Source organism: Streptomyces sp. NPDC029159, from assembly GCF_055564055.1.
In genome coordinates, this window is the sequence record NZ_JBVHWT010000006.1 from 205,775 (window position 1) to 229,553 (window position 23,779).

Below are 23,779 nucleotides of genomic sequence, written 5' to 3' on the forward strand. Positions count from 1 at the left end.
GCGGCTGCAGAAAATGTTCCCCCGGAAAATCCGCGATTTCCATATATTCGGTGGGACATTTGAAGGTTTTCTCGGGGTGAAATGCGGAGAAGTTCAGTTCCGTTGGCCGCGTGGACAGTGCAAGCTGGTGGAGTCGCGGCAGGGAGGGGCGTGAGGTGCCGTCGTCACCGTCCGGACCGCTGAAGGTGCCGGGCCCGCAGGGGTTCCGAGCAGATCTGCTGTCGTGCTCCCCGGACCTGCTGGACCTGACCTGGGACCAGATGCGGACGTTGATCGTCGTGCACGAGGCCGGAACCGCGCTGGCCGCGGCGAAGGTTCTCGGACGTGAACAATCCAGCGTGCAGAAGCAACTCGATATTCTCAACCGCAATTTCCAATCCCTGACCGGTGAGATGCTGGTGGTCAAACAGGGGCGCGGCAAAGATTTCCTGTTCACCCCGACCGGGCTGGAGGTCGTGGAAAGGGCCCGTGCCACCTTCGCCGACTGGCTGCGGGGCATCGCCGCCTCCCGCCGTCGGCTCGGTTCGACGCTGACGGTGGGGACCACCGAATTCACCCTCGGGTTCCTCGGCCGGGTATGGGAGCGGGTGGCTCCGGCCCTGCTGGAGCGGGAGGTCGAGCTGAAGGTCGTCCACGTGCGGACCCGCGACTTCTGGAAGCACCTGGATTCCAGCCAGGTCGACCTGTTGTGCGGTGGTCTGGCGGCCGACGCCGCCACCGAGCGGGTCGCCCCCGCGTACGACTTCCTCGAATGGCACCGCGAGGGGCTGGCCCTGCTCACCAACCTCCCGGTGCGCGAACTGGCCGTCAGAACCGTCGGCACCGACCGGCTGCGGAGCCTGCCGCTGGTCATCCCGTCCCGTGGGGTGATCACCGACTTCGTCGAGCGCTGGTACGGCCCGGACTTCCGGTCGCAGCTGCAGATCGCCGCCGAGATCGACGACATCTACTACGGCCTGGCCCTGCTGCGGAGCCGGATGACCTACGGCTGCATGCTGTGCGCCCGCTCCATAGGCCAGGCCGCCGTCGACGGGCGCCTGCCGACCAGCGAGGACTTCCGGCTCATCGACTTCGCCGACGACTTCGCCCCGGCACTCCGGCTGGTCTCCGGCGTCTTCGCCCGCAAGGGCGAACGCGAGACCTACGGCCCCTCCCACCCGCTGAACATCCTGTGGAACGCCTTCCGTGAGGAGGCCGCGTCCGGCAAGCCCCTGCCCCTGTGACCCCAAGGACCCTCTCGTGCTGCTGGCCTCGGTCAATCTCGACAAACGCCTCGGCGCCCCGGGCGCCCGCTCCCGTTTCGCCGCCTGGCTCCGCGCACACGGCGTCCGGGCCGTCCTCGCGCAGGAACCGTACAAACCGGCCGACCGGCCCCCTCCCGCGCTGGAGGGCTTCACCTTCGCCGGTGGCGACGGCCACCTCGCCGCCTGGATCGGTGAAGATCTGGCCGCACCGGCCGTCTCCTCCCCCGGCACCTGGGTGCAGCGAGTCGAGCTGGAGTGGCTCGTCGTCCTACAGGTGCATCTCGATGCCCGCACCGGCTCCGCCCGGGCCGCCCAGCTGGCGAAGCTGGGCACGATGGCCGCGGCCGAGGACGGCCGCCCGCTGCTGATCTGCGGTGATTTCAACCTCGCACCGCGCCTCGAGGACGGCCGGTACGGCGAGGAGTTCAGCTCCTTCACCACCGAGACGGAACGGATGAGGCTGCGGCAGTTGACGGACGGAGCGGGACTGGTCGACACCACCGCCGGCGCGGATCACGCCTTCACCTTCGAACGCACCCTGTCGGGCAGACCCAGCCGCTTCCGCTGCGACCTCGCCCTGCTCAGCGACCATCTGACGGCGACGACCACGGTCCGCGCCGACGCGGCGGTCCGCAGCGGCCCCACCGCGTTCACGGACCACTCCGCGCTGCTGATCGATCTGCCCGTCACCCTCCCCGCGGCCGGGCCGGACGATGTGCTCTTCGCGCTGAGCGATCTCACCGGCCACTCCCCCGCCACCGTCCCGCCCGCCCGGCGGGCGTATCAGCCGCACAAGACCGCGATGACCCGCCAGGCGCCGTCCGCGGCAGCCAGGGCGGTGACCGAGCATCTGGCCGGACCGCTCGGCATCAGAACGGTCCTGGACCACGGCTGCGGCCGCGGCGTCGATGTCGTCCACTACGGGTCGGCGGGGCTGGACGCCGAAGGCTTCGACCCGTACGAGGGTTTCGGCCGGCCCCGTCCGCGGCGGACCGGATTCGACCTGGTCACCTCGGTGTTCGTGCTGAATGTGCTGGCCGACCCCTGGCAGCGGATCCGGGTCCTCAAGGACGCGGCGTCCTACGTCCGGCCCGACGGGTACCTCGTGGTGGTCACCCGCTCCCCCGAGGAGATCGCCAGGGCCGCCGCGGACGGCGGATGGGCCGCCCATCACGACAGCTACTGGTCACACCGGAGCAAGGGGACCGTCCAGCGCGGTATCGGGCCGGACGAGATCATCGCCCTCGGCCGCCGGGCCGGCCTCGTCCCCGCCGTCGGCGCCCCCGCCTTCGAGCTGACAGCAGCGTGCCACGCCACGTTGACCCGGCCCGGCGGATGAGCGGGGCACGGCCGAACCGTGGCGAGGCGCCCCTACGGTGGGTCCCTCACCGATTGCCCACCCACACCACACGCTCGGTGAAGCCGCCCCGTTCCCGTGCCTTGGCCTCGCGGATCTTCTCCAGTTGGCCGGGGGCGACGCCGAGGTCGGCGGCGAGGGCGCGGACGACCTCCAGGACGTCCGCCAGTTCTTCCGGGGCGTCGGCCTCGTCCGCCGCGAGGAACTCGGCGACCTCCTCGCCGAGCTTGTCCCGCAGGCGGCTGCGGTACTCCTCCGGGCCCGCGGTCCGGACGATCGGCTCGGCCCCGTCCTCCCGGATGATCTGCGGGATCCGGTCACGTACCAACTTGCCGGCTGTGCTGTAGCGGTTCACCTGCTGCACCCGTCGCCGCGGAGCGGTCGCCGAACCGCCGCCCCTCATGCCGCCGCAGCCTAGGGAAGTCGCCACTCCTCTGACCAGACGTCCCACGGAACCCACTCGTACGGATGGGCGCCTTCGCGGAGGTGACGCCGCCCCGACCGGCAAGGAACTCGGCCTGACCGACTCCGCGAACACCACGTCCGGGCCGGCCCATCCGGCTGCGATCGGAGGCAGTGTTGTGGGTGCGGGTGGATCACCGGGCGCTGCGGGTGTCCGGTGAGGCCACTGGAGCTGTAGTACTCGGGTCGGCTGTACGCCACCGCCCGGGCTGATGGACGATGTGGCCGTCTTCGTCCGCCACCACGCGAACAGGGCGCTGATGGACCTGGGCCACCCGGCCCGGTTCGGCGCCACGGAGACGGAGGGCGATCCGGAGATCCTGGCGACGCTGTCGCCGGGGGCGGACGAGAATCACGGCTTCTTCTCCGGCTCCGGATCGTCCTCCGTCATGGGCAAGGCGGAGGACACCGCCGACGACGACTGGGTATTCTGAAAGGTTCACACATGACCGGCAACTCCTCCGTCCCCGCTCCCCGGGACACCTCCGCCGCTCCGGTCGGCGGTTCCTGTGTGCTGCTCAAGCACGGTGAGGTCTTCCTCAAGGGACGCAACCGCCACCGGTTCATCGAGCGGCTCCACGACAATCTGCGGATCGCGCTGCGCGGTATCGGCGGCTCCACCTGGATCAAGGGGGCGCAGAACATCACCGTGCTGGGTGGTGAGGTGCCGCCGGAGGCGTTGGTGGAGCGGGCCCGGCGGGTCGTCGGGTTCCACTGCGTCGAGCCCGCCGTGCGGGTGCCGTCGACGATGGAGGACGTGACCGCGGCGGCCGTCGCGGCGCTGCGTGCGGCCTGTGCGGAGCGGCGGGTGCGCAGTTTCGCCGTCCGGGTGCGGCGGCGGAACAAGGACTTCCCGCTGACGTCGTCGAAGATGGCGGTGCATCTGGGGGCGCGGATCCAGGAGGCGGTGGCGGGGCTGCCCGTCGATCTGACGCGGCCCGACGTCACCCTCTCGGTGGAGATCGACCACCGGGAGACCTATCTGTCGTGGGAACGCCACCGCGGGCTGAGCGGGCTGCCGGTCGGCTCCAGCGGGCGGGCGCTGGTGTTGCTGTCCGGCGGGTACGACTCACCGGTGGCCGCGCACCGGGCCATGCGGCGCGGTCTGGCCTGCGACTTCGTCCACTTCAGCGGGGCGCCGTACACCAACGCCGCCTCCGTCTACAAGGCGTATGCGCTGGCCCGGGAGCTGAACCGCAGCCAGCCGCCGGGCGAGCTGCACGTGGTCGCGCTCGGCTCGGCGCAGAAGCAGCTCGCGGTGGCGGGGGCGGGACGGCTCCAGGTGGTCGCGCAGCGGCGGCTGATGGTGCGTACCGCCTCGGCGCTGGCGGCGCGGACCGGGGCCGAGGCGCTGGTGACGGGCGACAGTCTGGGGCAGGTGGCGAGCCAGACGCTGGCGAACATGGTCGCGGTGGACGAGGCGGCCCGGCTGCCGGTGCTGCGGCCACTGATCGGCTGGGAGAAGCAGGAGATCATCGACGAGGCGCGGGCGATCGGTACGGCCGAGGTGTCGGTCCTGCCGGACGAGGACTGCTGCTCGCTGCTGGCCCCGCCGCAGGTCAGCACCCGGGCCGGGCTGCCGCAGCTGCGCTCGGTGGAGCGGCGGCTGGAGATGGACGAGGTGATCGAGGCGCTGCTGGAGTCGGCGCAGGTGCTGCGCCCCGGGGAGGACGCGACGGCACCGGCGAAGGGCGGCGACTGCCCGGCACCCGCCTGACGGCAGGCCCCCTCCGTCCTGCCCGCTCCTCGTAACGGCGGGGAGCGGGCGGTCTCCGTGGCGGTGTCCTACGCGGCGAGCGGCACCGCCCGCCGGCCCGGGCCGCCGTACGAGGCGAGCGGGCGGATCAGGGAGTTGTGGGCGAGCTGTTCGTCCTCGGTGGGGTCCTCGGCGCCGAAGAAGCTGAACCGCGCAGCGCAGCACGTCCATCGGGTGGCAGGTCTCGGGCAGCCGGGCCGGCAGCTCGGCGGTGGCGCGGTCCGGCGGCGGACGCCTTCCGGCGGTCAGGTGCCGGGCGGGAGGGTGAAGTCGAAGACGGCGGAGTCGAAGGCCGCGTACTCCTCGTAGCCGAGGAGTTCGTAGAGCCGGGAGCGGGTCTGCATGCGCGGGAGCAGGGACTTCTGGGTGCCTTCGGCGGCGAGGGTGCGCAGCCCGTCCTCGACGGCGCCCATCGCCAGGCGCAGCAGGGTGACGGGGTAGAGCGCGATGTCGTAGCCGAGGTTCTCCAGGGTGCGGGCGTCGAGGAGCGGGGTCTTGCCGAACTCCGTCATGTTGGCGAGCAGCGGCACGTCGACGGCGGCGCGGAAGGCCGCGAGCTCCCGCTCGTCGGTGAGGGCTTCGGGGAAGATCGCGTCGGCGCCGGCGTCGACGTAGGCCCTGGCGCGGTCGATCGCGGCGTCCAGGCCCTCGACGGAGCGGGCGTCGGTGCGGGCCATCAGGAGGAAGTCCGCATCGCGGCGGGCGTCGGCGGCGGCGCGGATGCGGCGGGTCATCTCCTCGCGGGAGGTGACGGTCTTGCCGTCGAGGTGGCCGCAGCGTTTGGGGTTGACCTGGTCCTCCAGATGGAGTCCGGCCAGGCCCGCGTCCTCCATCAGCTGGACGGTGCGGGCCGCGTTCATCGGTGCGCCGAAGCCGGTGTCGGCGTCGATGAGGACCGGCAGGTCGGTGGCGCGGGTGGTCTGCTGGGCGCGGGCGGCGATCTCGGTGGCGGTGGTCAGCCCGATGTCGGGCAGTCCGAGGTCGGCGGCGAGGACCGCCCCGGAGAGGTACGCGGCCTCGAAGCCGGTGTCCTGGATGAGCCGCGCGGAGAGCGGGTTGAGGGCGCCGGGCACGGCCAGCAGGCGGCCGGTGGCGAGCCGTTCGCGCAGTGCGCGGCGGCGCTGGGCCGGGGTGGTGCGGGTGTGCAGCATCAGAACAGGCCCTTCGGCAGGTCCGCGTCACAGGCGGCGACGGCGTCGGTGTCGACCGCGGGGAAGAGTCCGCCGAGGTCGGGCGCGGTCAGATCGGGCAGGTGGGCGGCGGCGGCCAGGAAGCGGTCCTGGGCGTCCGGGGTGACGGTGCCGTCGGCGAGGGTGCGGAACTTGCCCTCGTAGGCGGGGCGGTCGAAGGGGCGGGCGCCGGCCGGGTGGGCGTCGGCGACGGCGAGTTCGTCCTCGATGACGGTGCCGTCGTCGAGGGTGAGCACGGCGCGGCCGCCGAAGGCGCGGCGCTGCGGGTCGGGGTCGTGGTAGCGGCGGGTCCACTCCGGGTCCTCGACCGTGGTGATCTTCTGCCACAGCGCGACGGTGTCGGGCCGGGCGGCACGCTCGGGCGCGTAGGAGCGCTCGTGGTGCCAGGCGCGGTCCTGGAGGGCGACGGCGAAGATGTACGGGATCGAGTGGTCGAGCGTCTCGCGGCTCGCCGTCGGATCGTACTTCTGCGGGTCGTTGGCGCCGGAGCCGATGACGTGGTGGGTGTGGTGGCTGGTGTGGAGAACGATCGAGGCGACGCGGTCGAGCGGCGCCGTCCCGCCCAGCCGGCGGGCCAGGTCGATGAGCGCCTGCGCCTGGTACTCCGCGGAGTGCTCCTTGGTGTACGTGTCGAGGATGGCGCGGCGCGGCTCGCCCGGCTCGGGGAGGCTCACCCGGTAGTCGGCGTCCGGGCCGTCGAGCATCCAGGCGAGGAAGCCGTCCTCGCCCTCGTAGATCGGGGAGGGCGAGGTCTCGCCGCGCATCGCCCGGTCGACGGCCTCGATGGCGGCCTTTCCGGCGAAGGCCGGGGCGAACGCCTTCCAGCTGGAGATCTCGCCCTTGCGGGACTGCCGGGTCGCCGTGGTGGTGTGCACGGCCTGCTGGACGGCCTGGTGGACGGTTTCGGTGGGCAGCCGCAGCAGGGCGCCGAGGCCGCAGGCGGTGGCGGCGCCGAGGTGGGCGACGTGGTCGATGCGGTGCGCGTGCAGGCAGACGCCCTTGACCAGCGCGACCTGGATCTCGTACGCGGTGACCACGGCGCGCAGCAGGTCGGCGCCGGTGCGGCCGGTGTGCTGGGCGACGGCGAGCAGCGGCGGGATGTTGTCGCCGGGGTGGGAGTAGTCGGCGGCCAGGTAGGTGTCGTGATAGTCGAGTTCGCGGACGGCGGTGCCGTTGGCCCAGGCGGCCCACTCGGGTGAGACGCGGGCGCGGGAGCCGAAGACGGAGGCGCCGGATGCGCCGGACGAAGGGGTGCGGTGGGCGGTGGCCTGGGCGCGGGCGACGGCCACCGGGCGGCGCGTCAGGGAGGCGACGGCGACCGCGGCGTTGTCGATGACCCGGTTGACGGCCATGGTGACGCTCGCCGCGTCCAGCTCCTCGGTGGCGGTGGCCACGGAGGCGAGCCGCCAGGCGAGCTGTTCCTCGCGCGGCAGGCGGTCGGCGCTGGGGCGGACACGGACACGGTGCTCGATCACGGGACTCCTCGGGGTGTCGGGCGCTGCGGTGGTGACAGCCCTGAGCCTGCCCGCCGGAGCCGGGGCGGGCCAGCGTTCCCGGATACGGATTCCATACGTCGCGGAGCTGCGAATCTGCGAAAGGTGCGAAAGGTGCGGATGCTAGCTTCGCAAGTGGTGGGCTCGCCGCGTCGCGGGCGCGCGGGGCCCGCGACGGGAGGTACGTGATGGCCCGGGGAGCGCCCGGCCGCAAGGTCCACGCCCACGCGAAGCTGCGGCGGCTGCGCCGGGAGCACGGTACGTGACTTCTTTCCGCCCACCACAACCACTTCGGCGCGCCGGACACCGAGGCGGAACGCCTCGTCGAGGCGCTGGAGCCGCGTACCGGCCGGGTGTCTGTCAGCGGCGCGACTGCGCCCGGCGGGCGCGGCCCCCGGTGGGCGGCCGCCGCGCCATCGACCCGGACCGCCGCAGCTACGTCCCGTGCCCCGTCGTCCACCGCGCCACCCCGCCCGCCCCGCCGAAGGAGCCCTCGTGACCAGCCGTGTACTGCTCGTCTCCGCCGCCATGACCGCGTCCCTGCGTCGGGCGGCGTTCGACGACGGTGATCCGCTGGACGCCTCGGGGGCGGCGCACGCCCGGGCGGCGGCCGGGGCGCTGCCCGCCGCGGACGCCGTCGTGACCTCGCCGAGTGTGCGCTGCCGGGAGACCGCCGAGGCCCTGGGGCTGGCCCCGGACGACGCCCCGGCGGAGCTGGCCGGGCTGGACGCCGGGCACTGGCGCGGCCGCACCCTGGAGGAGGTGGCCGCGGCCGAGCCGGAGGCGGTGGCGCGCTGGCTGGCCGATCCCGAGGCGGCGGTCCCCGGCGGGGAGTCGGTGGCGGACGCCTGTGCCCGGGTGGCGCACTGGCTGGACGCGCTGCGGCCCGCGGCGGGCCGGATCGTGGCGGTGGTGGAGCCGGAGGCGGTGCGGGCGGCGGCCGTCCATGCGACGGGGGCGCCCACCGCCGCGTTCTGGCGCTTCGACGTACCGCCGCTGACCTGCACGGAGCTGACCGGCCGGGCGGGACGCTGGAACCTCCGGCTCGGGGGGCCGCTCGCCGCCGGGTGACGGCTTCCGGGTGGGCGCGGTCGCCCGGCACGTGCGAAAGGGCCCCCGGCCGGCTGCCGGGGGCCCTTCGTGCGTACGGACTCGTCTTACGAACCGGCCGGTACCGCCTGGGCGGAGGCCGCCGGTTCCGGGCGCAGCAGCCGCTGGGCCAACTCGCCGAAGAGCAGCCCGAAACCGGCCCACAGGGTGAGCTGCATACCGAGGGCGGAGAGCCGGAAGCGCCACAGCAGCGCCGCCGGGAAGTGCTCCGGCACCTCGTCGACGACGGGCAGGAACGCGTAGGCGAGAGCGATGACCACGGCGAAGGCGAGGACGGCGACGACCGTGGCGTACCAGTTGCCGATGCGGGGCGCGAGCCGCCTGCCCAGGAGGGTGGCGGCGAGTGTGAGGAGCACGCTGAGCAGCATCATCAGGAAGTACAGGGCGGTCCGTTCGCCGATGGTGTCGGGGTCGCCGACGGCGGGCGGGTTGGCCGGGTACTTCAGGAACGGGACGACGTAGACGGCGAGCAGGGCGCAGCCGGAGAGCAGCAGCGCGGTGGCGCGGGGACCGAAGCGGCCCACCCGGCCGAGGGCGAAGCAGTAGGCGAGGGCGGCGATACTGCCGAAGGCGATGCCGTGGACGAGGACGCCGGTGGCGAGCCCTGCGGTGGACTGCAGGCCACGGGAGACGAGTTCGACCTCGTCGCCGTGGGAGTGCCCGGCGTGGGCCTCCTCGAAGCCGATGGCGCTGTTGACGTTCGGCTCGCCGAGGACGTAGGCGACGATCAGGGCGAGCACGCCGGCCCCCAGGCCGGCGAGCATGCCGCGAACGAGCAGATTGCGGACGGTGGTGGAGTTCATGGAGGTGGCGGCGTCCCTTGCGTCAGTGGCAGGGGAAGCCGAGCAGGTGGCGGGCGTCGTGCACCCATTCATGAACCCCCGCGCCGTTGAACACGGAGGTGGCGCCCTGCTCGGCGCCGACGAAGTAGAGCAGAACCAGCATCAGGATGCCGACGAAGACCGCCCAGGGAGCGACCGTCTTGAGCGGAAGCTTGGCGGGTGTCGCGGGAGCGGCGGTCGGGTGGGCGAAGGGCTGCGCCATGGCGGGTGCCTCCTTTGGGAGTTCGCGTCCCATCTCGGTGGTGCACAGGACGACGGCCCCGGGTCTGACTCACACACCGCCCCGTCCGTGCGGAGGGGCGGCGTGCACACAGTGGCGCGACCGTGCCGGATTTGCACCGGCTTCCGTCGTGCCGTCGTCGATATCGCACCGAAGGTACCGCGTGGCGGGTGACCGGCCAAGGGCGGGCCCCGTGAAGATCCGGTCGGCCGCCGGCCCGGGAGACACAGGTCAGCGACAGAACCGCGGCCGGATCTGCACGATCGGCGAAGAAGTCACCTGGCCGTGCCGACCGGGTCGATCGTGAGGGGCGGGGAGTCTTCGCTGGCGGCGATGTTGAGGTTGATCGGCAGGGAACGGGAGTGGGTCTCGTTGGGCGGGGTGATCTTCATGGAGGTGAAGGTCAACCCGCTGCCGCCGGAGGTGTTCGGCTGGTAGTGCAGGAGGAAGCGCGTCGTGCCCCCGGGCACGATGCTGACCTTCGGCGGGGTGACCTTGCTGCGGTCGACGCTCACGCTGCCCCAGCGGCTCTTGAGGTCGACCCCCGCGAAGCCCTGGAGGGTGCAGGCGGCGGACCCGGTGTTCTTGAAGGTGATCGTGTAGGTGCTGCGGCCGCCGACGGCGCTGAAGGCGAGCTGCGAGGTCGTGCAGGAGCGGGCGGCGGCCTCGCCACCCCTCGGCGCGCTGCCCGAGCCGGAGCGGGAGCCGGACTCCGCGCGAGAGCCGGAGGTGCCCGCCTCGCGGGAACCGGAGGCACCGCCCTCATGGGAGCTGGAGGTGCCGCCCTCACCGGAGCTGGAGGCGCCGCCCTCGCGGGAATCGGAGGCACCGGCGGCGCGGGACTCGGAGGCGCTGGCGGCGCGGGCCGGGGCCTTGCCGGAGTTCTGGGGGGAGTCGTCGGCGCCCTGGGCGGACGAGGGGGAGGATACCGAACTCGCCTTGGAGCCGCCGCCACCGTCACAAGCCGTGAGCGAGAGTCCGGCGGCGAGGACCAAAGCGGTGAGAGGAAGTATGTGGGCGCGCATCTGAATCTCCTTGCGGGGTGGTACTGCTCACCGTGGGTGGGCCTTGCATGCCTCCTGAGGATCACACCGCCACCGGCCGCTTCCGCGCCCGATTCCCCTGCCACAACAGGACGCTGACAAGTCCGAACAGGATGCTGACAATTGCGGGTGGCGCTGCGGACGGAGATGACCGCCTATGTCCGGACCCACGGATTCCGGTGCCGTGGCGCCCTGGAGCGAGACGGCCGGCCGGGCCGCGGTCGACGACTTCCTGGAAGCCGCCTTCCGCGCCGGACAGGAAACGGCCGCAGCAGGGTTACTTGCCCGTGCCGACCGGGTCGACGGTGACGGCCACGGGCTTGTCGGAGGCGGGGAGGTTGATGCCGGCGGGCAGGGTGTGGGAGTGGGTCTCGTTGGGCGGGGTGACGATCAGGGAGGTGAAGGTCACGCCGCTGCCGCCGGAGTTGTTCGGCGGGGCGTTCAGGGTGAAACGGGTCTCCTCGCCGGGCTGGACGGTGACCTTCACCGGGGCGACCGTGCTGCGGGTGGCGCTGATGGTGCCGTCCTTGCCCTTGAGGTCGACACCCGGGAAACCCTGGAGGGAGCAGGCGGCGGACCCGGTGTTCTTGAGGTTGACCAGGTAGCTGCCCTCGGCCATGCCGTGGGAGAGGCTGAAGTCGAGCTGCGCGGTCTTGCAGGTGTCGCCCGCGCCGGAGCCGGAGCCGCCGGTGGAGCCGCCGGACGCGGAGCCGGATCCGCCCGAGGCGGAGCCTCCGTCGGCGGGGGCCGCGGAGTCGCCGCCGTTCTGGGCGGAGTCGCCGGAGCCCTGGGCGGACGAGGGTGCGTCACTCGCCGCCGACTTGTCCCCTCCGTCGCAGGCCGTGAGCGTGAGCCCGGCGACGAGGGCCAGACCGGCGAGGGACAGGGTGTGGGCGCGCATTTTCTCTCCTTGCGGGGTGGTGCCGCTCACCCGCGGGTGAGCCTTCCGTGATCACCGAGACTCCCACGGCCCGGCACCGGTTCCGTGCCCAGCCCCCTTGTCTCCACAGTCCGTTGACAAACGTGACGGCGCGGCGGCGGAGATACCCGGCCACACCGGACGCTGCTCCGGCATGATCGCGTGAGCAAAGCGTTCGGCGCTTCCCCGGCGGCGCGCCGCTCGGGGGCGTCCCTCAGCTCAGCAGCAACGCCGCATCCCAGCCGCAGGCCGGGGGTGCGCCCGTGGCGTAGGCGTGGAGGGCGAGGGCGGTGCCGGCGGCGCCGGTGAGGAGGCCGGCGGAGTTTGCGCCTCCGGTCTCCTGCGCGGGGTCCCCGCCGAAGAGGAAGGGCCGGGCGGGGTCGTGGAAGTCCAGTGTGCGGGCGGCGAACCGGTGCTGAAGGGCGGTGAAGCGGGCGTCGCCGGAGGCGTGGCCGAGGACCGTCGCCAGGTGCAGCAGACCGGCCCAGCCGTGGCAGAGACCGGCGTCACCCACACCGGACGGGTCCGTCAGGTCGAGGAGGGCGGCGTCCACCGCGGTCCGTCGCCAGTCGGGCCGGTCCAGCGCCTGTCCGGCCCGGTGCAGTACGGCGGCCACGCCGGGGGTGCCGTAGCACCAGGCGGAGCGGCCGGGGTACGTGGTGCGGCCGGCGGTGAAGTCGGACAGCGGGAGCAGCGCGGGCCACCGGCCGTCCGCCGTGCGCCGGGCCAGCAGCAGTGCGGCGATGTGGTGGATCCCGTCGCCGAGTCCGGGCACCGGCACCTGCGCGCGGTGGGCGGTCACCAGGACCGACAGCACCCCGGGGATGCCGTGCGCCACCCCGAAGTTGAGATGGCCGTCGGGGAAGCTCTCGTCGGCCCGGTCGTGGGACCCGCCCGGCGACCACCAGCCCGGAACCGGCGTTCCGTCCCGTGGCAGGGGCTCCAGGATCCGGAGCAGATGGGCCACCGCACCGGTCAGCGTGGGGTCGTCCGCCGGGCGCCGGGCCAGCAGCAGCCGGGTGAGGCCGGCCAGACCGCCGATCAGGTCGTAGGCGGAGAAGGGGAGACCGGCCCGGCGCTCGGCGAGGCGGGCCCGGTCCTGCTCCAGCAGCGCACGGACGGTGGCGTCGACCGCGGGGTCGAGGCGCGCCAGCAACCCCGCGTAGTCGTCCGGGACGCGCCGGGCGGTATGCGCGGCGAAGGTCAGTGCCGGCGCTCCGTGGTAGAGCCCGGCGCCGGGCCGGCCGGGCAGGGCGGCGGCGCAGGCCGCGAGGTGGGCGTGGACGGTGGGGCGGTGTGCGGGGTCCTGGTGGGCGAGTTCGGCGAAGAACAGTGCCATCCCCGAGTGCCCGTCGCTCAGCGCCGACGGGATCCAGAAGTCGGCGGTCTCCGCCACCTTCCGGGGGTCGGCCAGCCGCTCGGCGACCTCGCCGACCGCCTCGGTGGCCCGTGTCCGCAGTGCGACCGGATCAGGGGCGCCGTCCCCGGCCGGGCCGGTGGGGTTCATCGGCGGTGCCTCCTGCGGTCGGTGTGGGCCTGTGCCGCGCCCCGGGCGACGGCGAGGGCGAGGTTCTCGTGGTCGCGGTCCACGCCCACCAGCCGGTTGTGGTGCATGTGCAGCAACGAGAGAAGTACCTGGTCGGGGCCGGACCAGCAGCGGTCGCCCAGGTCGCGCAGCAGCTGTCCGTAGGCGGCGACGGCCTCGGCCCGGTGGGTCCATGCGGTGCGCAGCGCCTCGTCGGTGGCGGCGGGCCCCGGCTCGGTGCGGTACGGATCGACGAGTATCAGGGCCTCGCGTCGCCGCTCGCGGAAGGCGCGTTGGCGCGTCTCGTCCTTGGCCACGACGCGGGTGAGCCATTCCGCGGCGGCCTGTCCCGCCACCTCGTCGCCCCCGCCGTGGAAGGCGCGGGCCAGGTCGGTGAAGCCCGCGGCCACCCGCAGCAGCGGCGCGGTGGTGTCGGTACGGGCGTAGGCGCGGCGCAGATGGGCCAGTACCGCCACGCTGTCGGCGTGGAAGGCCCGTTCCGCGGCTTCGATGGCCTCCGGTCCGCCGTAGCGCTCCAGTTCCGGGTCGTAGGTGTCCATGACGACCCGGCCGAGCACGCCGCCGTCGCGCAGGGCGGTGGTGAGGTCGTGCAGCCTCGGCAGCAGCGTGGCGTGGAGCGCCTCGCGCGGGGCGTGGAAGCGCAGGCGCAGATGGGCGCCGGTGGCGTCCCCGTACCGCAGGAAGAACCAGCGGTCGACCTCGGGCGGCAGATCGTCCAGGAGCGGCGGCAGGTGGACGGCGAGGAGTTCCTCGTGGCGTTCGGCCGGGGCGTACAGGGAGGCGTACAGCCAGTCGCCGCCCGGCAGATGGGCGCCCGGCGCCGTGCGCGGCGGGGCGTGCCGGCGCGCCGGCAGAGGCTGCGGGGCCGGGGCGGCGGGCCGGGCGGTGCACAGCGGAATGGTGACCTCGGTGCGGTGCGCGCCGTCCGGTCCGCCGAGCCAGCTGTCCGGGAGCCCGGCGGCGTCGGCGGGTACTTCGCGCAGTTCCGCCTGCTCGTGGCGGAGCAGTTCGTGGCGCAGGAGTTCCGGTTGGCCGGGCAGGGTCAGGTCGAGGTGGACGCCGCGGTCCCCCTGGCCCGCCCAGACCCGGTCGGGGACCCGCCACCGCTCCCGCCAGCGCTCCAGCGCCTCCAGCCACTGCGGGAACGGCAGGTCGGCGTCGCGCAGTTCGGCGGTGGGCCGCCAGCACGCCCGGGCGAGCACGGTGCGCCCGTACCGCACTCGGGGCAGGTGGGGCAGCGCATCGGCGGCTCCCCAGTCCCACGGCTGCCAGCGGCGCACTCCGCTGCCGGCGATGTCGCAGACGAAACGGGCCGCGTTGGGCAGCGCCCATCGCGGGTTGAGGACGTGGAAGACCGCGGGGTCGACCTGGCGGCCGGAGGCGGTGTCCACGAGGTACAGCCGGTCGGGGTCGGCGCCCACCGCGAGGCGGCGCAGATCGACGACGGCGGGGTCGTCGGGATCGGCGAAGCAGCCCACCGGCAGGGTGTGGTCCAGCCACTGCGGTACCTGCGCCACGTTGGCGGAGCGTGCGTGGCCGGGCCGGAAGGCCACCTGTGCGCCGAGCGCACCGGCGGACGTGGCGCCGGCCCTCGCCGCCTCGGCCACTTCGGCGTGGTCGTCCTCCTTCAGCAGGTGGCCGAAGCGGCCGAGCATGGCTCCGGCCTGCCCGGAGACGCCCGCCACCACCAGCCGGAAGTCGCCGTCGGCCAGCTCCTCGCAGGAGCGGGCGAGGAGATGTGCGTTGACCTCCAGGGAGGCGGGGGGCCGTCCGCCGTCGTGGGCGAGGGCACGTACGGCGGGGTGGTCGTCGTCGAGGACCACTTCGTCGGCGCCGTCCAGCAGCGCCTGCTGGGCCAGTTCGGCGAGGATGCGGTCGCGCTGCGGGTCGGGTTCGGCGGGCGTGGCCCGGCGGGGGCTGGACGGCCGCTGGTAGCCCGCGGGGGCGGCCAGGCCGATGTCCGGGTCGAGCAGTTCGGCGACCGGGACGAGGCGTCCGGTGCCGTAGCGCTCCATGAAGGCTCCGTGGTATTCGCGCAGGTGGGCGGGTTCGCCCTGCGGTGGGGACAGCCGCCAGAGCAGGGTGGCGGCGCGGGCGGCCTCCGCCGCCACCGCGGCGGGCAGCCGGGCCTCGGCGTCCAGCGCCAGATCGACCTGGAGGGGACTCGGCAGGTCGTTCAGCTTCCGCATACGGGCGGTGAGGTCCCGCAGCACGGTGCGGCCGTCGCCGAGGGGCTGTGCCGCGTACCGCTCGATCTCCTGCTGTACCGCGGCGAGTTCCGCGCGCTCGGGAAGGTCCTCGGCGGGCACCTCGGCGAAGACGCGCAGCAGGTGCTCCAGGGAGTCGGCCGTCTCCAGGGGCGGGCGGGCGTCGGTAAGCAGGATTTCCTTGGCGACCAGTTCGGTCAGCACGCCGTCCACCGCCTGCTCGGTGGCGCCCGGGAAGCGTTCCCGCAGCATCCGGGCCAGCTCCGCGCCCCGTACGGGCCGGTGGGCGGCCTCCAGTACCGCCCGGACGACGACCGTGTGCCGGACGCTGACCTCCTGCACCGTACGGAGGGTGGGTCCGGTGCCGGTGCCGGAGGGCGTCTCGCGGGCGGACTCCGGGACGTACGGGAGGACGAGCCTGCCGCCGCGCACGGTGCACAGCGCGTTGCTGACGACGCGCAGGTGGCGCAGGACGCCGGGGCGGCGTTCCCAGGCCGCCACCAGTCCGGTGAGCCACTCCCCGTCCGGCCGGACGGCCCGGGTGTGCGCCTCGCCCCACCGCACCTTGGCGGTGGCCTCGTCCGCGAAGCGCACCGGGGCGACCCCGGCCATCAGCCCGAACGGCGTGGCCCGGCTGCTCATCCGCAGCCGGTAGGACGCCAAGGCCCGTACGGAGCGCCGCAGTTGAGGGAGCGGAACGCTTTCCGCCCGGTCCAGTACGCGGTCCAGCACCTCGGCCAGGGACGGGCTGGAGATCTCGATGGCCTCACGGACCGGCGCACCGTCCGCCAGCGCGTGCAGCGATGCGGTCAGCCGGGCGGCCTCGTCCGTTCCGGGGCCGGTGTCCGGCCGGACCTCCGCGGCCTCGTGCACCGGCCGGACGGGCGCCCGGACCATGCCGATGCCGGTACCTCGGAACAGGGGCTCCTCGGGCATGACTGACCTTTCTCGGCGCAACGGCCGTACTACGAGCGGGCGTTGCCGCCCCGGCGGGCGAGCCACCGAGCATCCGGTACCCGGGCCCCGCGGGGTCCGGGCACCGGGCGGTGTCACCGATTCCGTGGTCAGCAGCCCCGGAAGCAGTTGACCTGCGTGTGCAGCGTGGAACAGGTCTCGACGCTGGTCCAGCCGGTGCGCTGGGCGTCGGCCTCGCCCTGGAAGCTCGTCTCCTCGGCGACGACCTCGCGGACGTCCAGGTCGAAAGCGTCGAGCAGGTCGAGAGACATGGTGGTTCTCCGTTCGTTCGGCGATGGAATCCGTGCGTGACCGCACAAGCGGCTCCGCGCCGGTCCCGCACAGCGGTCAACCGCAGCTCCGGACGGACGGGCGTGGCAGCCACATGATCGAATTTATCCCGGCCCCGCTCTCCCACCCACGCCCAACTGGGGGGGTTGGTAACGCCTTTCGGCCGCCCGTGACGCAAAACCGGTGCCCTGTTCCCTTCTCATCACCGAAGGCGGGGAGATCCTTTACGGAAGTCCACGCGGGCAGTGGCCGCCTTCGTACGGACCGCGGCGGTGGGAAAAGAGGAACCGGCGGCGCACCGTGCGGGGGACGGGGTGCGCCGCCGGGGGCCTGGCGGGCCTCACGCCCGTGGGCCATCGCCGTTACTTGGCCAGCGCGGCAGCCCCCGCCTGCGCGAAGGTCTCGTCCTGGTCTCCGGAGGGGGCGCCGGCGACGCCGATCCCGGCGACCGGCGCGCCCTTCGCGGTGACCGGGGCGCCGCCGGCGAGGAAGAGGGTGCCGGGGATGTCCTTCAGTGTCGGGGCGTTCCCCAGGCGCTTGACCAGTTCGGAGGTGGGGGCGTTCCAGGAGACGGCGGTGTACGCCTTCTTGACCGCGGACTCGTAGGACTGCGGGCCGGCGCCGTCGCCGCGCAGGGTGACGAGCGTGTTGCCGTTGCGGTCCACGACGGCGACCGAGACCTTCTGGTGCGCCTTCTCCGCGGCGTCCAGCGCGGCCCGGGCGGCCCGGGTGGCGGCGTCGACGGTCAGGTGGGTGGAGTGCGTGAGGTGCGTGTCGGCCGCGGTGGCCTTGATCGGCTCGGCGGCCGGGGTGGAGGCGGCGGCGGACCAGGCACCGGCGCCGCCGACGAGGAGGGCGACGGCCACGCCGCCGGTGACGACGCGGGTACGCCGGGAGACCTTCGTGACGTGCTTCATGGGATCAACTCCGTGGTGTCAAAGCCGAGGTGGCGTGGGCCGTACGGGGGCGGGGCCGAGGGGTGCCGGGTGCCGCCGGGCCGGTCCCCCGCTTCCGTCATCCATCCTGGGTCCGCCCGCGGACCCGGCCCGTCGCCGTACCGGCTCGGCCCGGCGCGCGGGTCGGTGGAGGCGGGGGTCAACCGATCGGATGACCCGCAGGGGCCCGGGGCGGGGAAAGAATGGGAGGGTCCGTCGCGCGTCCGCGCAGGTCGGACGGGTGCCCGGGCGGCAGGAAGGCGGTGTGCGGTGGGCGCGAGTGAGCAGATGCCGGGCGGCGATCCGGATGCCCGGCGGCTGGTGGCCGTCCTCCACGTGACGTTCTTCCTGCTGCTCGGCTCGTCGACGGCGCGGTTCGTGCAGCGCCACGGCGGCGAGGCACGCGCACCGTGGGTCCTGGCACTGGCCGTGGTGCTGGCGCTGCTGTACGTCGCCGGGGCCTGGCGGGGCGGGCCCACGGTGCCGCCGGGCGCGCGGGTGCCGTGGCCGCCGGTGCGGCGGCTGGTGTGGCTGGGTGCGGTCGTCGTGACGTGGGCGGTGCTGGTGGAGCGGGCGCCGAGCTTCGGGTGGGTGGCGGTGCCGCTGTTCTACGCGGCGCTGCGCACTCTGCCGCCGCCCGCCGCGTATGCGCTGGTCACGGTCTTGACGGTGTGCGTGATCCTCGCGCAGTTGACGCTGGCGCAGCGGTTCGAGCTGGATCTGGTGATCGGTCCGGCGGCGGTCGCCGCGTTCGCCACATCCGTCTTCACGCAGTTGCAGCGGCAGGCGGCGCGGCAGCGGGCGCTGATCGACGATCTGGTCCGCACCCGGCGGGAGCTGGCGGCGGCCGAGCGGCGGGCGGGCACCCTCGCCGAGCGGCAGCGGCTGTCGATGGAGATCCACGACTCGCTGGCCCAGGGCCTGTCCAGCCAGCGGATGCTGCTCCAGGCGGCGGACCGCACCTGGGACGCGGATCCGGCGAAGGCCCGCGGGCACGTCCGTACGGCCGCGTCGATCGCCGAGCACAATCTGACCGAGGCGCGGCGTTTCGTCCACGATCTGGCCCCGGCCGATCTGGCGCGCGGCGGCGGGCTGCCGCAGGCGCTGCGGGCGCTCGCGGAGCGCGGCGGCGACGACCGGTTGACGGTCCGGGTGCACATCGACGGCCCGGACGGCGTGGAGCTGCCGGATCCGGTGCGGTCGGCACTGCTGCGGATCGCGCAGGGTGCGCTGGCCAACGTCCGCGAGCACGCGGACGCGACCACCGCCGCGCTCACCCTGACCGTCCTGGACGACCAGGTGGTCCTGGATGTCGCCGACGACGGCCGCGGGTTCGATCCGGCGGCGCTGCCCGCGGTGGCGTCCGGGGTGCGCGGGCACGGCGTCCCGGCGATCCGGGCCCGGGTCCGTCAGCTCGGCGGAACCCTCACCATCGAGTCGGCGCCCGGCGAGGGCGCCGTGCTGACCGCCGCGATCCCCTTGGAGCAGCCGCAGTGAACACCACTCCGCCCCCGGTCCGGATCCTGCTCTGCGACGACCATGCACTCGTGCGGGCCGGTTTGCTGGCGTTGCTGGACAGTGCGCCGGACATCGAGGTCGTCGGTGAGGCGGGCACCGGCGAGGAGACCCTGGCGCTGGCCGCCAAGGTCCGTCCCGACGTGGTCCTGATGGACCTCCAGCTCGGCGAGGGCATCGACGGCGTGGAGACCACCCGCCGGCTGACCGCCGCGGGTCCGGTGCCGCATGTGCTGGTGTTGACGACGTACGACACGGACGCGGACATCACCCGGGCCATCGAGGCGGGTGCGACCGGCTATCTGCTGAAGGCGGAGCGGCCCGAGGAGCTGTTCGCGGCGATCCATGCGGCGGCGCAGGGCCGTACCGCGCTGTCGGCGCCGGTCGCGGGCCGGGTGATGGCCCAGCTGCGGCGGCCGCGCCCGGCCCTGACCGACCGGGAGCGGGACATCCTGGCCCAGCTCGCGCAGGGGCTCGGCAACCGCTCCATCGCCAAGGCGCTGTTCATCAGCGAGGCCACGGTCAAGACCCATCTGGGCCGGATCTACGACAAGCTCGGCGTCGACACCCGCGCCGGTGCGGTGGCGGTCGCGAAGGAGCAGCGGCTGCTGCCGTGAGCGGCCGGGCGGGGTGCCCGGCGGCGCGGGGACGAAGGGTCGCGGTGCCGCACCCGGCCTCCCGAGGCGTACGCGAGTGGGGATCCCCGGCACCCCGGCCTCGGCATACCAAATTCCGCGACCGGCGGTGCACCCGCCCCGACCAGGCGATGAACCCCGCGCCATTCTCTTGACCTCCCGGGTGACGGGCCTTGTCGCACTCCACCGTTTTGGTATACCAATTGGGCGATCCGTTGACCGGCCGGCCGGTTTTCAGGCCGAGAACGTCCGAAGGAGCCCGCCATGTGTGTCGAGAACGTGCCGCCGCCGTCCAGCCGGGTCACCCGCCGCGGGGTGCTGGCCGGGGCCGCCGCCCTCGCCGGAACGGCCGCCGCGCTCTCCGCCGCGCCGGGCGCCGTCGCCGCCCCCGCACCGGACTCCGGGCGCGGCCCGAGGACCGGCGCCGGACCCACCGGCGATCTCGTCGTCGAGGGCGGCACCCTGCTCGACCCGGCGACCGGCGAGGTCGCCGAGGACGCGGTCGTCGTCATCCGCGACGGGGTGGTGCAGGCCGCCGGGGCCCGCTCCCGCACCGCCGTACCGAAGGGCCTCCCGCGGCTGGACGCGCACGGCCGCTGGGTGCTGCCGGGCCTGATCGACGCGCACATCCACCTCAACACCGCCACCGAGGCACAGGACGCGGTCCGCAAGGGCGCCACCGGCGCGCGCAGCGGCTCGACCAACTTCTACCAGGACATCGCCGTACGGGAGTTGGCCCGCCAGGCGCCGCAGCAGGCGCCCCGGCTGCGGGCGGCGGGCATCTTCGTCACCCCCGACCTGGGCGACACGGTCCTCGCCGACCCCGATCTCACCCCTCTCGCGCGGCTGCACGACGGGGTGCGGTCCGCGCAGGCGCTGCGCCGTGTGGTGGAGATCAACCTCGCCCGCGGCGCCGATGTGATCAAGACGCGGGTCAACGAACGCGCCGGGCTGCCCGAGCAGGACCCGCTGACGCAGGTCTACTCGTACGAGCAGCTGTCCGAGATCACGGCGGCGGCGCGGCGCGGCGGCAAGGGCGTGCTGTGCCACAGCTACAGCGAGCGCGGCTGCGACGACGCGGTGCGGGCGGGCATCCGCTCCCTGGAGCACGGCGTGTTCGTCGGCGAGCGCACGCTGCGCGAGATGCGGCGGTGCGGCACGTACTTCACGCCGACGTTGACCGCCATCGCCGGGATGATCGGCGACCCGGACCCGGTGCTGGACGAGCGCGGCCGCACCTATCTGCCGATCCTCAAGGAGGCCGTCCGCACCGCGCACGAGCTGGGCGTTCCGCTGGCGGCGGGCACCGACTCGTCCGGCGGGACGGTCGAGCCGATCGGCCGGGAGGTCGCGCTGATGCGGGCGGCCGGGCTGCCGGCGCTGGACGCGATCCGCACCGCCACCACCGGCGCCGCCCGGCTGCTCGGCGTGGAGCGCACGGCGGGTCGGCCGGCGCGCGGCTTCGCGGGCGATGTGATCGTGGTGGACGGCGACCCGCTCGCCGACCCGTCCGTCCTCGCCGAGCCCCGGCACGTGGTGCGCGCCGGTCTGCCCGTCCAGCACTGACCCGCACCCCGACCGCCCTCCGCGTCCCTGCCCGGTGTGCCCCGGCCCCTCCCCCGGCCGGGGCACGCCGCCGCGCCACCTCACCGCCTCTCCAGGAGTTGTCATGCCTTCCGCCCACGATCCGTCCCGGCACGGTGCCGGGGAGACCGGCCGCCCGGTGGTCTTCCGCGACGTACGGCCCTTCGGGGCGGCCCGCCCGGTGGACCTCACCGTCGTCGACGGTCTGATCAGCGACCGGGCGGCGCCCGCCGGTGCCGAGGTGGTCGACGGCGGCGGGCGGATCGCGCTGCCCACGCTGGTCGACGCGCACCTCCACCCCGACAAGACGACCTGGGGCGGGCCCTGGGAGTCGCGCCGGGCGGCGCGCTCCATCGAGGAGTTCGCGGCGCAGGACGCCGAGCTGTTCCGCCGTCAGCACCGGTCCGTCGCCGAGCGGGCGTACGGGCTGATGGCGCACGCCGTCACCCGCGGCACCCGGGCGATGCGCGCGCACGCCGATGTCGCCCCGGCGTACGGACTCGCCGGTCCGGAGGGAATCGCGCAGGCCCGTGAGCGGCTGCGGCACGCCCTCGACGTGCAGATCGTGGCCTTCCCGCAGCACGGCGTGGTCCGCGCCCCCGGCACCGCGCGGCTGCTGACGGACGCGGCGCGCAGCGGCGCCGTGGACCTCATCGGCGGGATCGACCCGGCCGGTTTCGACGGGGCGCCACAGGCCCAGCTCGACCTGGTCTTCGACCTGGCGGACCGGTACGGCGTCAGGCTCGACCTCCATCTGCACGAGCGCGGCGCGCAGGGTCTGACGTCGCTGCGCCACATCCTCGACCGCACCCGGGCGCTGGCGCTGCACGGCCGGGTGACGATCAGCCATGCCTTCTGCCTGGCGGGCCTGCCCGACGCGGAGTTGGCGGCGGTCGCGGCGGACCTGCGTGAGCTGGACACCGCGCTGACCACCGTGGCTCCCGGCGGCGCGCTCGTCCTGCCGATCGCCGCGCTGACCGGGCACGGCGTCCGTGTCGGCCTCGGCTCGGACGGCGTCCGCGACGCCTGGAGCCCCTTCGGCGACGCCGACATGCTGCACCGCGCACATCAGCTGGGCCGGGTCCGGGACGACCGCCTCGACGCGGAGCTGACGGCCTGTTACCTCACCGCGGCACACGGCGGCGCCGAGGTGCTGGGCCTGCCCCGCGCCGATCTCTCCCCCGGCTCGCCCGCCGACTTCCTGCTGGTGCATGGCGAGTGCGTTCCGCAGATCGTGGTGGACCTGCCCGCGCGCGACCTCGTCGTCCGCGGTGGCCGGGTCGTCGCCCGGGGCGGCGCCCTCGTCTGATCCGCGCGCCGCCCACGGCTCCGCTCCATCCCGTCAATCAGCGTTGACGGGACGGGGCGGAAGTGGTTACCGTCCCCGGCGGTATCGCGTGTCGGTCACCGTCCGGGTGAGGCATGGAGGTGCCAGGACATGCCTTCGGAGGCATTCCCTGTCTGTCGAGTTGAACCACACCATCGTCCACGCCCGGGACAACCGGGCCTCCGCGGAGTTCTTCGCGGAACTGCTGGGGCTGGACATCACCACGGAGTGGGGGCCGTTCGTCGCGGTCGCGCTGGGCAACGGCGTCACCCTGGACTTCGCCACCGTCCCCGCCGGCGACATCGCCCCGCAGCACTACGCCTTCCTCGTCTCCGATGAGGTCTTCGACGCGGCGTACGAGAAGATCGTGCGCCGCGGCATCCCCCACCACGCCGATCCGCACGGTGAACGCCCCGGGGAGATCAACCACCACGACGGCGGGCGCGGCGTCTACTTCCCCGACCCGGCGGGGCACTTCATGGAGCTGCTGACCGTGCCGTACGGCGGATGGCCCGCCCAGCCCCCCGGAAATTAGCTGGCGGTCCGGTCGGCCCGGCGCCACCATGCCCCGTATGAGCGACGAACCCGCACGATGGACCCAGGCAACCGTCCACCCCGACATGTGGACGGATCCGGCGGACGACCCCCGTGAGAACACCGGGCCCGGCCCGGACGGCGAACTCGCCACGCTCCAGGATTTTCTGACGGGTTATCGGCTCACCTTGCGGATGAAGTGCGAGGGGTTGGACGCGGAGCAGTTGGCGCGGCGTTCGGTGCCGCCGTCGACGATGTCGCTGCTCGGCCTGGTGCGCCATCTGGCCGAGACGGAGCGGGACTGGCGCGGCTGGATCGGCGACGAGCCCGCACCGGCGAAGCTGTACGGCGCCCGGGACGCGGACTTCGACGACGCCGTCGGCGAGCAGTCCCAGGTGGAAGCCGCCTATCGCGACCTGGAGCGCGAGCAGGAGGAGACCGACGCCGCGCTGGCCGCACACCCGGATCTGGGTGAGCGGGTCGGCAAGAACAAGATCGCGATCCGGGAGCTGCTGGTCCACCGGATCGAGGAGTACGCCCGCCACTGCGGCCACGCGGATCTGCTGCGCGAGCGCATCGACGGGCGGGTGGGCCAGTAACAGGGCCCGCCCCGGC

General features: G+C 73.9%; 22 protein-coding genes and 1 pseudogene. 11 read left to right on the forward strand and 12 right to left on the reverse strand.

Features of this window, described 5'->3' with window-relative positions; genetic code table 11:
• The first annotated feature begins 155 nt into the window (after positions 1–155).
• On the forward strand, positions 156–1,223 hold the full coding sequence (locus tag ACZ4U4_RS15240) for a LysR family transcriptional regulator (protein WP_467873610.1): 1,068 nt from the start codon (positions 156–158) through the stop codon (positions 1,221–1,223).
• A gap of 16 nt (positions 1,224–1,239) precedes the next feature.
• The gene (locus tag ACZ4U4_RS15245) at positions 1,240–2,583 is read left to right on the forward strand and encodes a methyltransferase domain-containing protein (protein WP_467873613.1); all 1,344 of its coding nucleotides are present in this window, start codon (positions 1,240–1,242) and stop codon (positions 2,581–2,583) included.
• A 46-nt stretch (positions 2,584–2,629) separates the two neighbouring features.
• Here the strand turns inward: ACZ4U4_RS15245 and ACZ4U4_RS15250 are convergent, their stop codons facing one another.
• On the reverse strand, positions 2,630–3,004 hold the full coding sequence (locus tag ACZ4U4_RS15250) for a nucleoside triphosphate pyrophosphohydrolase (RefSeq protein ID WP_467873615.1): 375 nt from the start codon (positions 3,002–3,004) through the stop codon (positions 2,630–2,632).
• Between the two features lie 271 nt (positions 3,005–3,275).
• On the opposite strand from ACZ4U4_RS15250, the gene ACZ4U4_RS15255 reads away from it, so the two are divergent.
• Positions 3,276–3,497 (forward strand): hypothetical protein, encoded by a 222-nt coding sequence (locus ACZ4U4_RS15255; RefSeq protein WP_467873616.1) that lies wholly within the window; start codon positions 3,276–3,278, stop codon positions 3,495–3,497.
• A gap of 11 nt (positions 3,498–3,508) precedes the next feature.
• Positions 3,509–4,780 carry a tRNA uracil 4-sulfurtransferase ThiI gene (gene thiI / locus ACZ4U4_RS15260; RefSeq protein ID WP_467873618.1) on the forward strand — a complete coding sequence of 424 codons (1,272 nt, stop codon included), beginning with the start codon at positions 3,509–3,511 and terminating at the stop codon, positions 4,778–4,780.
• Positions 4,781–4,929: 149 nt separating this feature from the next.
• Here thiI and ACZ4U4_RS15265 read toward each other — a convergent pair.
• From ACZ4U4_RS15265 to ACZ4U4_RS15275, 3 genes and pseudogenes are all read right to left on the reverse strand, one after another.
• Positions 4,930–5,047, reverse strand: a pseudogene (locus ACZ4U4_RS15265) (bifunctional 2-methylcitrate synthase/citrate synthase); the annotation flags it as partial.
• 17 nt (positions 5,048–5,064) lie between these two features.
• Complete coding sequence (gene prpB / locus ACZ4U4_RS15270) at positions 5,065–5,970, reverse strand: methylisocitrate lyase (protein ID WP_467873620.1); 906 nt, start codon at positions 5,968–5,970, stop codon at positions 5,065–5,067.
• Positions 5,970–7,484, reverse strand: coding sequence for an MmgE/PrpD family protein (locus tag ACZ4U4_RS15275; protein ID WP_467873622.1), 1,515 nt, complete (start codon positions 7,482–7,484; stop codon positions 5,970–5,972). Before ACZ4U4_RS15275 ends, prpB begins: the two co-directional genes overlap by 1 nt.
• Before the next feature lie 513 nt (positions 7,485–7,997).
• Here ACZ4U4_RS15275 and ACZ4U4_RS15280 point away from each other — a divergent pair.
• Positions 7,998–8,573: a histidine phosphatase family protein gene (locus tag ACZ4U4_RS15280; protein WP_467873624.1), complete on the forward strand. Its 576-nt coding sequence runs from the start codon at positions 7,998–8,000 to the stop codon at positions 8,571–8,573.
• 86 nt (positions 8,574–8,659) lie between these two features.
• On the opposite strand, the gene ACZ4U4_RS15285 is transcribed toward ACZ4U4_RS15280, so the two are convergent.
• The 8 genes from ACZ4U4_RS15285 to ACZ4U4_RS15320 all read right to left on the reverse strand — a co-directional run bounded on the left by ACZ4U4_RS15285 (position 8,660) and on the right by ACZ4U4_RS15320 (position 17,551).
• The gene (locus tag ACZ4U4_RS15285) at positions 8,660–9,415 is read right to left on the reverse strand and encodes a CbtA family protein (protein ID WP_467873626.1); all 756 of its coding nucleotides are present in this window, start codon (positions 9,413–9,415) and stop codon (positions 8,660–8,662) included.
• Positions 9,416–9,437: 22 nt separating this feature from the next.
• Complete coding sequence (locus ACZ4U4_RS15290) at positions 9,438–9,656, reverse strand: CbtB domain-containing protein (protein WP_467873628.1); 219 nt, start codon at positions 9,654–9,656, stop codon at positions 9,438–9,440.
• Positions 9,657–9,949: 293 nt separating this feature from the next.
• Positions 9,950–10,699, reverse strand: a complete 750-nt coding sequence (locus ACZ4U4_RS15295; protein ID WP_467873630.1) for a DUF4232 domain-containing protein — start codon at positions 10,697–10,699, stop codon at positions 9,950–9,952.
• A gap of 295 nt (positions 10,700–10,994) precedes the next feature.
• Positions 10,995–11,618 (reverse strand): DUF4232 domain-containing protein, encoded by a 624-nt coding sequence (locus ACZ4U4_RS15300; protein ID WP_467873632.1) that lies wholly within the window; start codon positions 11,616–11,618, stop codon positions 10,995–10,997.
• A 232-nt stretch (positions 11,619–11,850) separates the two neighbouring features.
• Positions 11,851–13,143, reverse strand: coding sequence for a lanthionine synthetase C family protein (locus tag ACZ4U4_RS15305; protein WP_467873634.1), 1,293 nt, complete (start codon positions 13,141–13,143; stop codon positions 11,851–11,853).
• Entirely contained in the window at positions 13,140–16,325 is a 3,186-nt protein-coding gene (locus tag ACZ4U4_RS15310) for a lantibiotic dehydratase (RefSeq protein ID WP_467873635.1), read from the reverse strand. The genes ACZ4U4_RS15305 and ACZ4U4_RS15310 overlap by 4 nt, the downstream gene beginning before the upstream one ends.
• Before the next feature lie 128 nt (positions 16,326–16,453).
• The gene (locus ACZ4U4_RS15315) at positions 16,454–16,615 is read right to left on the reverse strand and encodes a hypothetical protein (RefSeq protein WP_391642324.1); all 162 of its coding nucleotides are present in this window, start codon (positions 16,613–16,615) and stop codon (positions 16,454–16,456) included.
• Positions 16,616–16,996: 381 nt separating this feature from the next.
• Entirely contained in the window at positions 16,997–17,551 is a 555-nt protein-coding gene (locus ACZ4U4_RS15320; RefSeq protein WP_467873639.1) for a GlcG/HbpS family heme-binding protein, read from the reverse strand.
• Between the two features lie 306 nt (positions 17,552–17,857).
• On the opposite strand from ACZ4U4_RS15320, the gene ACZ4U4_RS15325 reads away from it, so the two are divergent.
• The 6 genes from ACZ4U4_RS15325 to ACZ4U4_RS15350 all read left to right on the forward strand — a co-directional run bounded on the left by ACZ4U4_RS15325 (position 17,858) and on the right by ACZ4U4_RS15350 (position 23,763).
• The gene (locus ACZ4U4_RS15325) at positions 17,858–19,066 is read left to right on the forward strand and encodes a sensor histidine kinase (protein ID WP_467873855.1); all 1,209 of its coding nucleotides are present in this window, start codon (positions 17,858–17,860) and stop codon (positions 19,064–19,066) included.
• The gene (locus ACZ4U4_RS15330; RefSeq protein WP_467873641.1) at positions 19,063–19,701 is read left to right on the forward strand and encodes a response regulator; all 639 of its coding nucleotides are present in this window, start codon (positions 19,063–19,065) and stop codon (positions 19,699–19,701) included. Before ACZ4U4_RS15325 ends, ACZ4U4_RS15330 begins: the two co-directional genes overlap by 4 nt.
• A gap of 282 nt (positions 19,702–19,983) precedes the next feature.
• Entirely contained in the window at positions 19,984–21,285 is a 1,302-nt protein-coding gene (locus tag ACZ4U4_RS15335) for an amidohydrolase family protein (RefSeq protein ID WP_467873644.1), read from the forward strand.
• A 103-nt stretch (positions 21,286–21,388) separates the two neighbouring features.
• Positions 21,389–22,612, forward strand: a complete 1,224-nt coding sequence (locus ACZ4U4_RS15340) for an amidohydrolase (RefSeq protein WP_467873647.1) — start codon at positions 21,389–21,391, stop codon at positions 22,610–22,612.
• A 148-nt stretch (positions 22,613–22,760) separates the two neighbouring features.
• Positions 22,761–23,165: a VOC family protein gene (locus ACZ4U4_RS15345; RefSeq protein ID WP_467873858.1), complete on the forward strand. Its 405-nt coding sequence runs from the start codon at positions 22,761–22,763 to the stop codon at positions 23,163–23,165.
• Positions 23,166–23,202: 37 nt separating this feature from the next.
• On the forward strand, positions 23,203–23,763 hold the full coding sequence (locus tag ACZ4U4_RS15350) for a DinB family protein (protein WP_467873649.1): 561 nt from the start codon (positions 23,203–23,205) through the stop codon (positions 23,761–23,763).
• The last annotated feature ends 16 nt before the right edge of the window (positions 23,764–23,779 follow it).

Excerpts from the sequence above, each read along its gene's own strand:
- ACZ4U4_RS15250 (WP_467873615.1), bottom strand. The coding sequence starts at position 3,004 with ATGAGGGGCGGCGGTTCGGCGACCGCTCCGCGGCGACGGGTGCAGCAG.
- ACZ4U4_RS15310 (WP_467873635.1), bottom strand. The coding sequence starts at position 16,325 with ATGCCCGAGGAGCCCCTGTTCCGAGGTACCGGCATCGGCATGGTCCGG.
- ACZ4U4_RS15340 (WP_467873647.1), top strand. The coding sequence starts at position 21,389 with ATGCCTTCCGCCCACGATCCGTCCCGGCACGGTGCCGGGGAGACCGGC.
- thiI (WP_467873618.1), top strand. The coding sequence starts at position 3,509 with ATGACCGGCAACTCCTCCGTCCCCGCTCCCCGGGACACCTCCGCCGCT.
- ACZ4U4_RS15320 (WP_467873639.1), bottom strand. The coding sequence starts at position 17,551 with ATGAAGCACGTCACGAAGGTCTCCCGGCGTACCCGCGTCGTCACCGGC.
- ACZ4U4_RS15305 (WP_467873634.1), bottom strand. The coding sequence starts at position 13,143 with ATGAACCCCACCGGCCCGGCCGGGGACGGCGCCCCTGATCCGGTCGCA.
- ACZ4U4_RS15295 (WP_467873630.1), bottom strand. The coding sequence starts at position 10,699 with ATGCGCGCCCACATACTTCCTCTCACCGCTTTGGTCCTCGCCGCCGGA.
- ACZ4U4_RS15325 (WP_467873855.1), top strand. The coding sequence starts at position 17,858 with ATGCCGGGCGGCGATCCGGATGCCCGGCGGCTGGTGGCCGTCCTCCAC.
- ACZ4U4_RS15300 (WP_467873632.1), bottom strand. The coding sequence starts at position 11,618 with ATGCGCGCCCACACCCTGTCCCTCGCCGGTCTGGCCCTCGTCGCCGGG.
- ACZ4U4_RS15335 (WP_467873644.1), top strand. The coding sequence starts at position 19,984 with ATGTGTGTCGAGAACGTGCCGCCGCCGTCCAGCCGGGTCACCCGCCGC.
- prpB (WP_467873620.1), bottom strand. The coding sequence starts at position 5,970 with ATGCTGCACACCCGCACCACCCCGGCCCAGCGCCGCCGCGCACTGCGC.
- ACZ4U4_RS15290 (WP_467873628.1), bottom strand. The coding sequence starts at position 9,656 with ATGGCGCAGCCCTTCGCCCACCCGACCGCCGCTCCCGCGACACCCGCC.
- ACZ4U4_RS15350 (WP_467873649.1), top strand. The coding sequence starts at position 23,203 with ATGAGCGACGAACCCGCACGATGGACCCAGGCAACCGTCCACCCCGAC.
- ACZ4U4_RS15285 (WP_467873626.1), bottom strand. The coding sequence starts at position 9,415 with ATGAACTCCACCACCGTCCGCAATCTGCTCGTTCGCGGCATGCTCGCC.
- ACZ4U4_RS15315 (WP_391642324.1), bottom strand. The coding sequence starts at position 16,615 with ATGTCTCTCGACCTGCTCGACGCTTTCGACCTGGACGTCCGCGAGGTC.
- ACZ4U4_RS15255 (WP_467873616.1), top strand. The coding sequence starts at position 3,276 with ATGGACGATGTGGCCGTCTTCGTCCGCCACCACGCGAACAGGGCGCTG.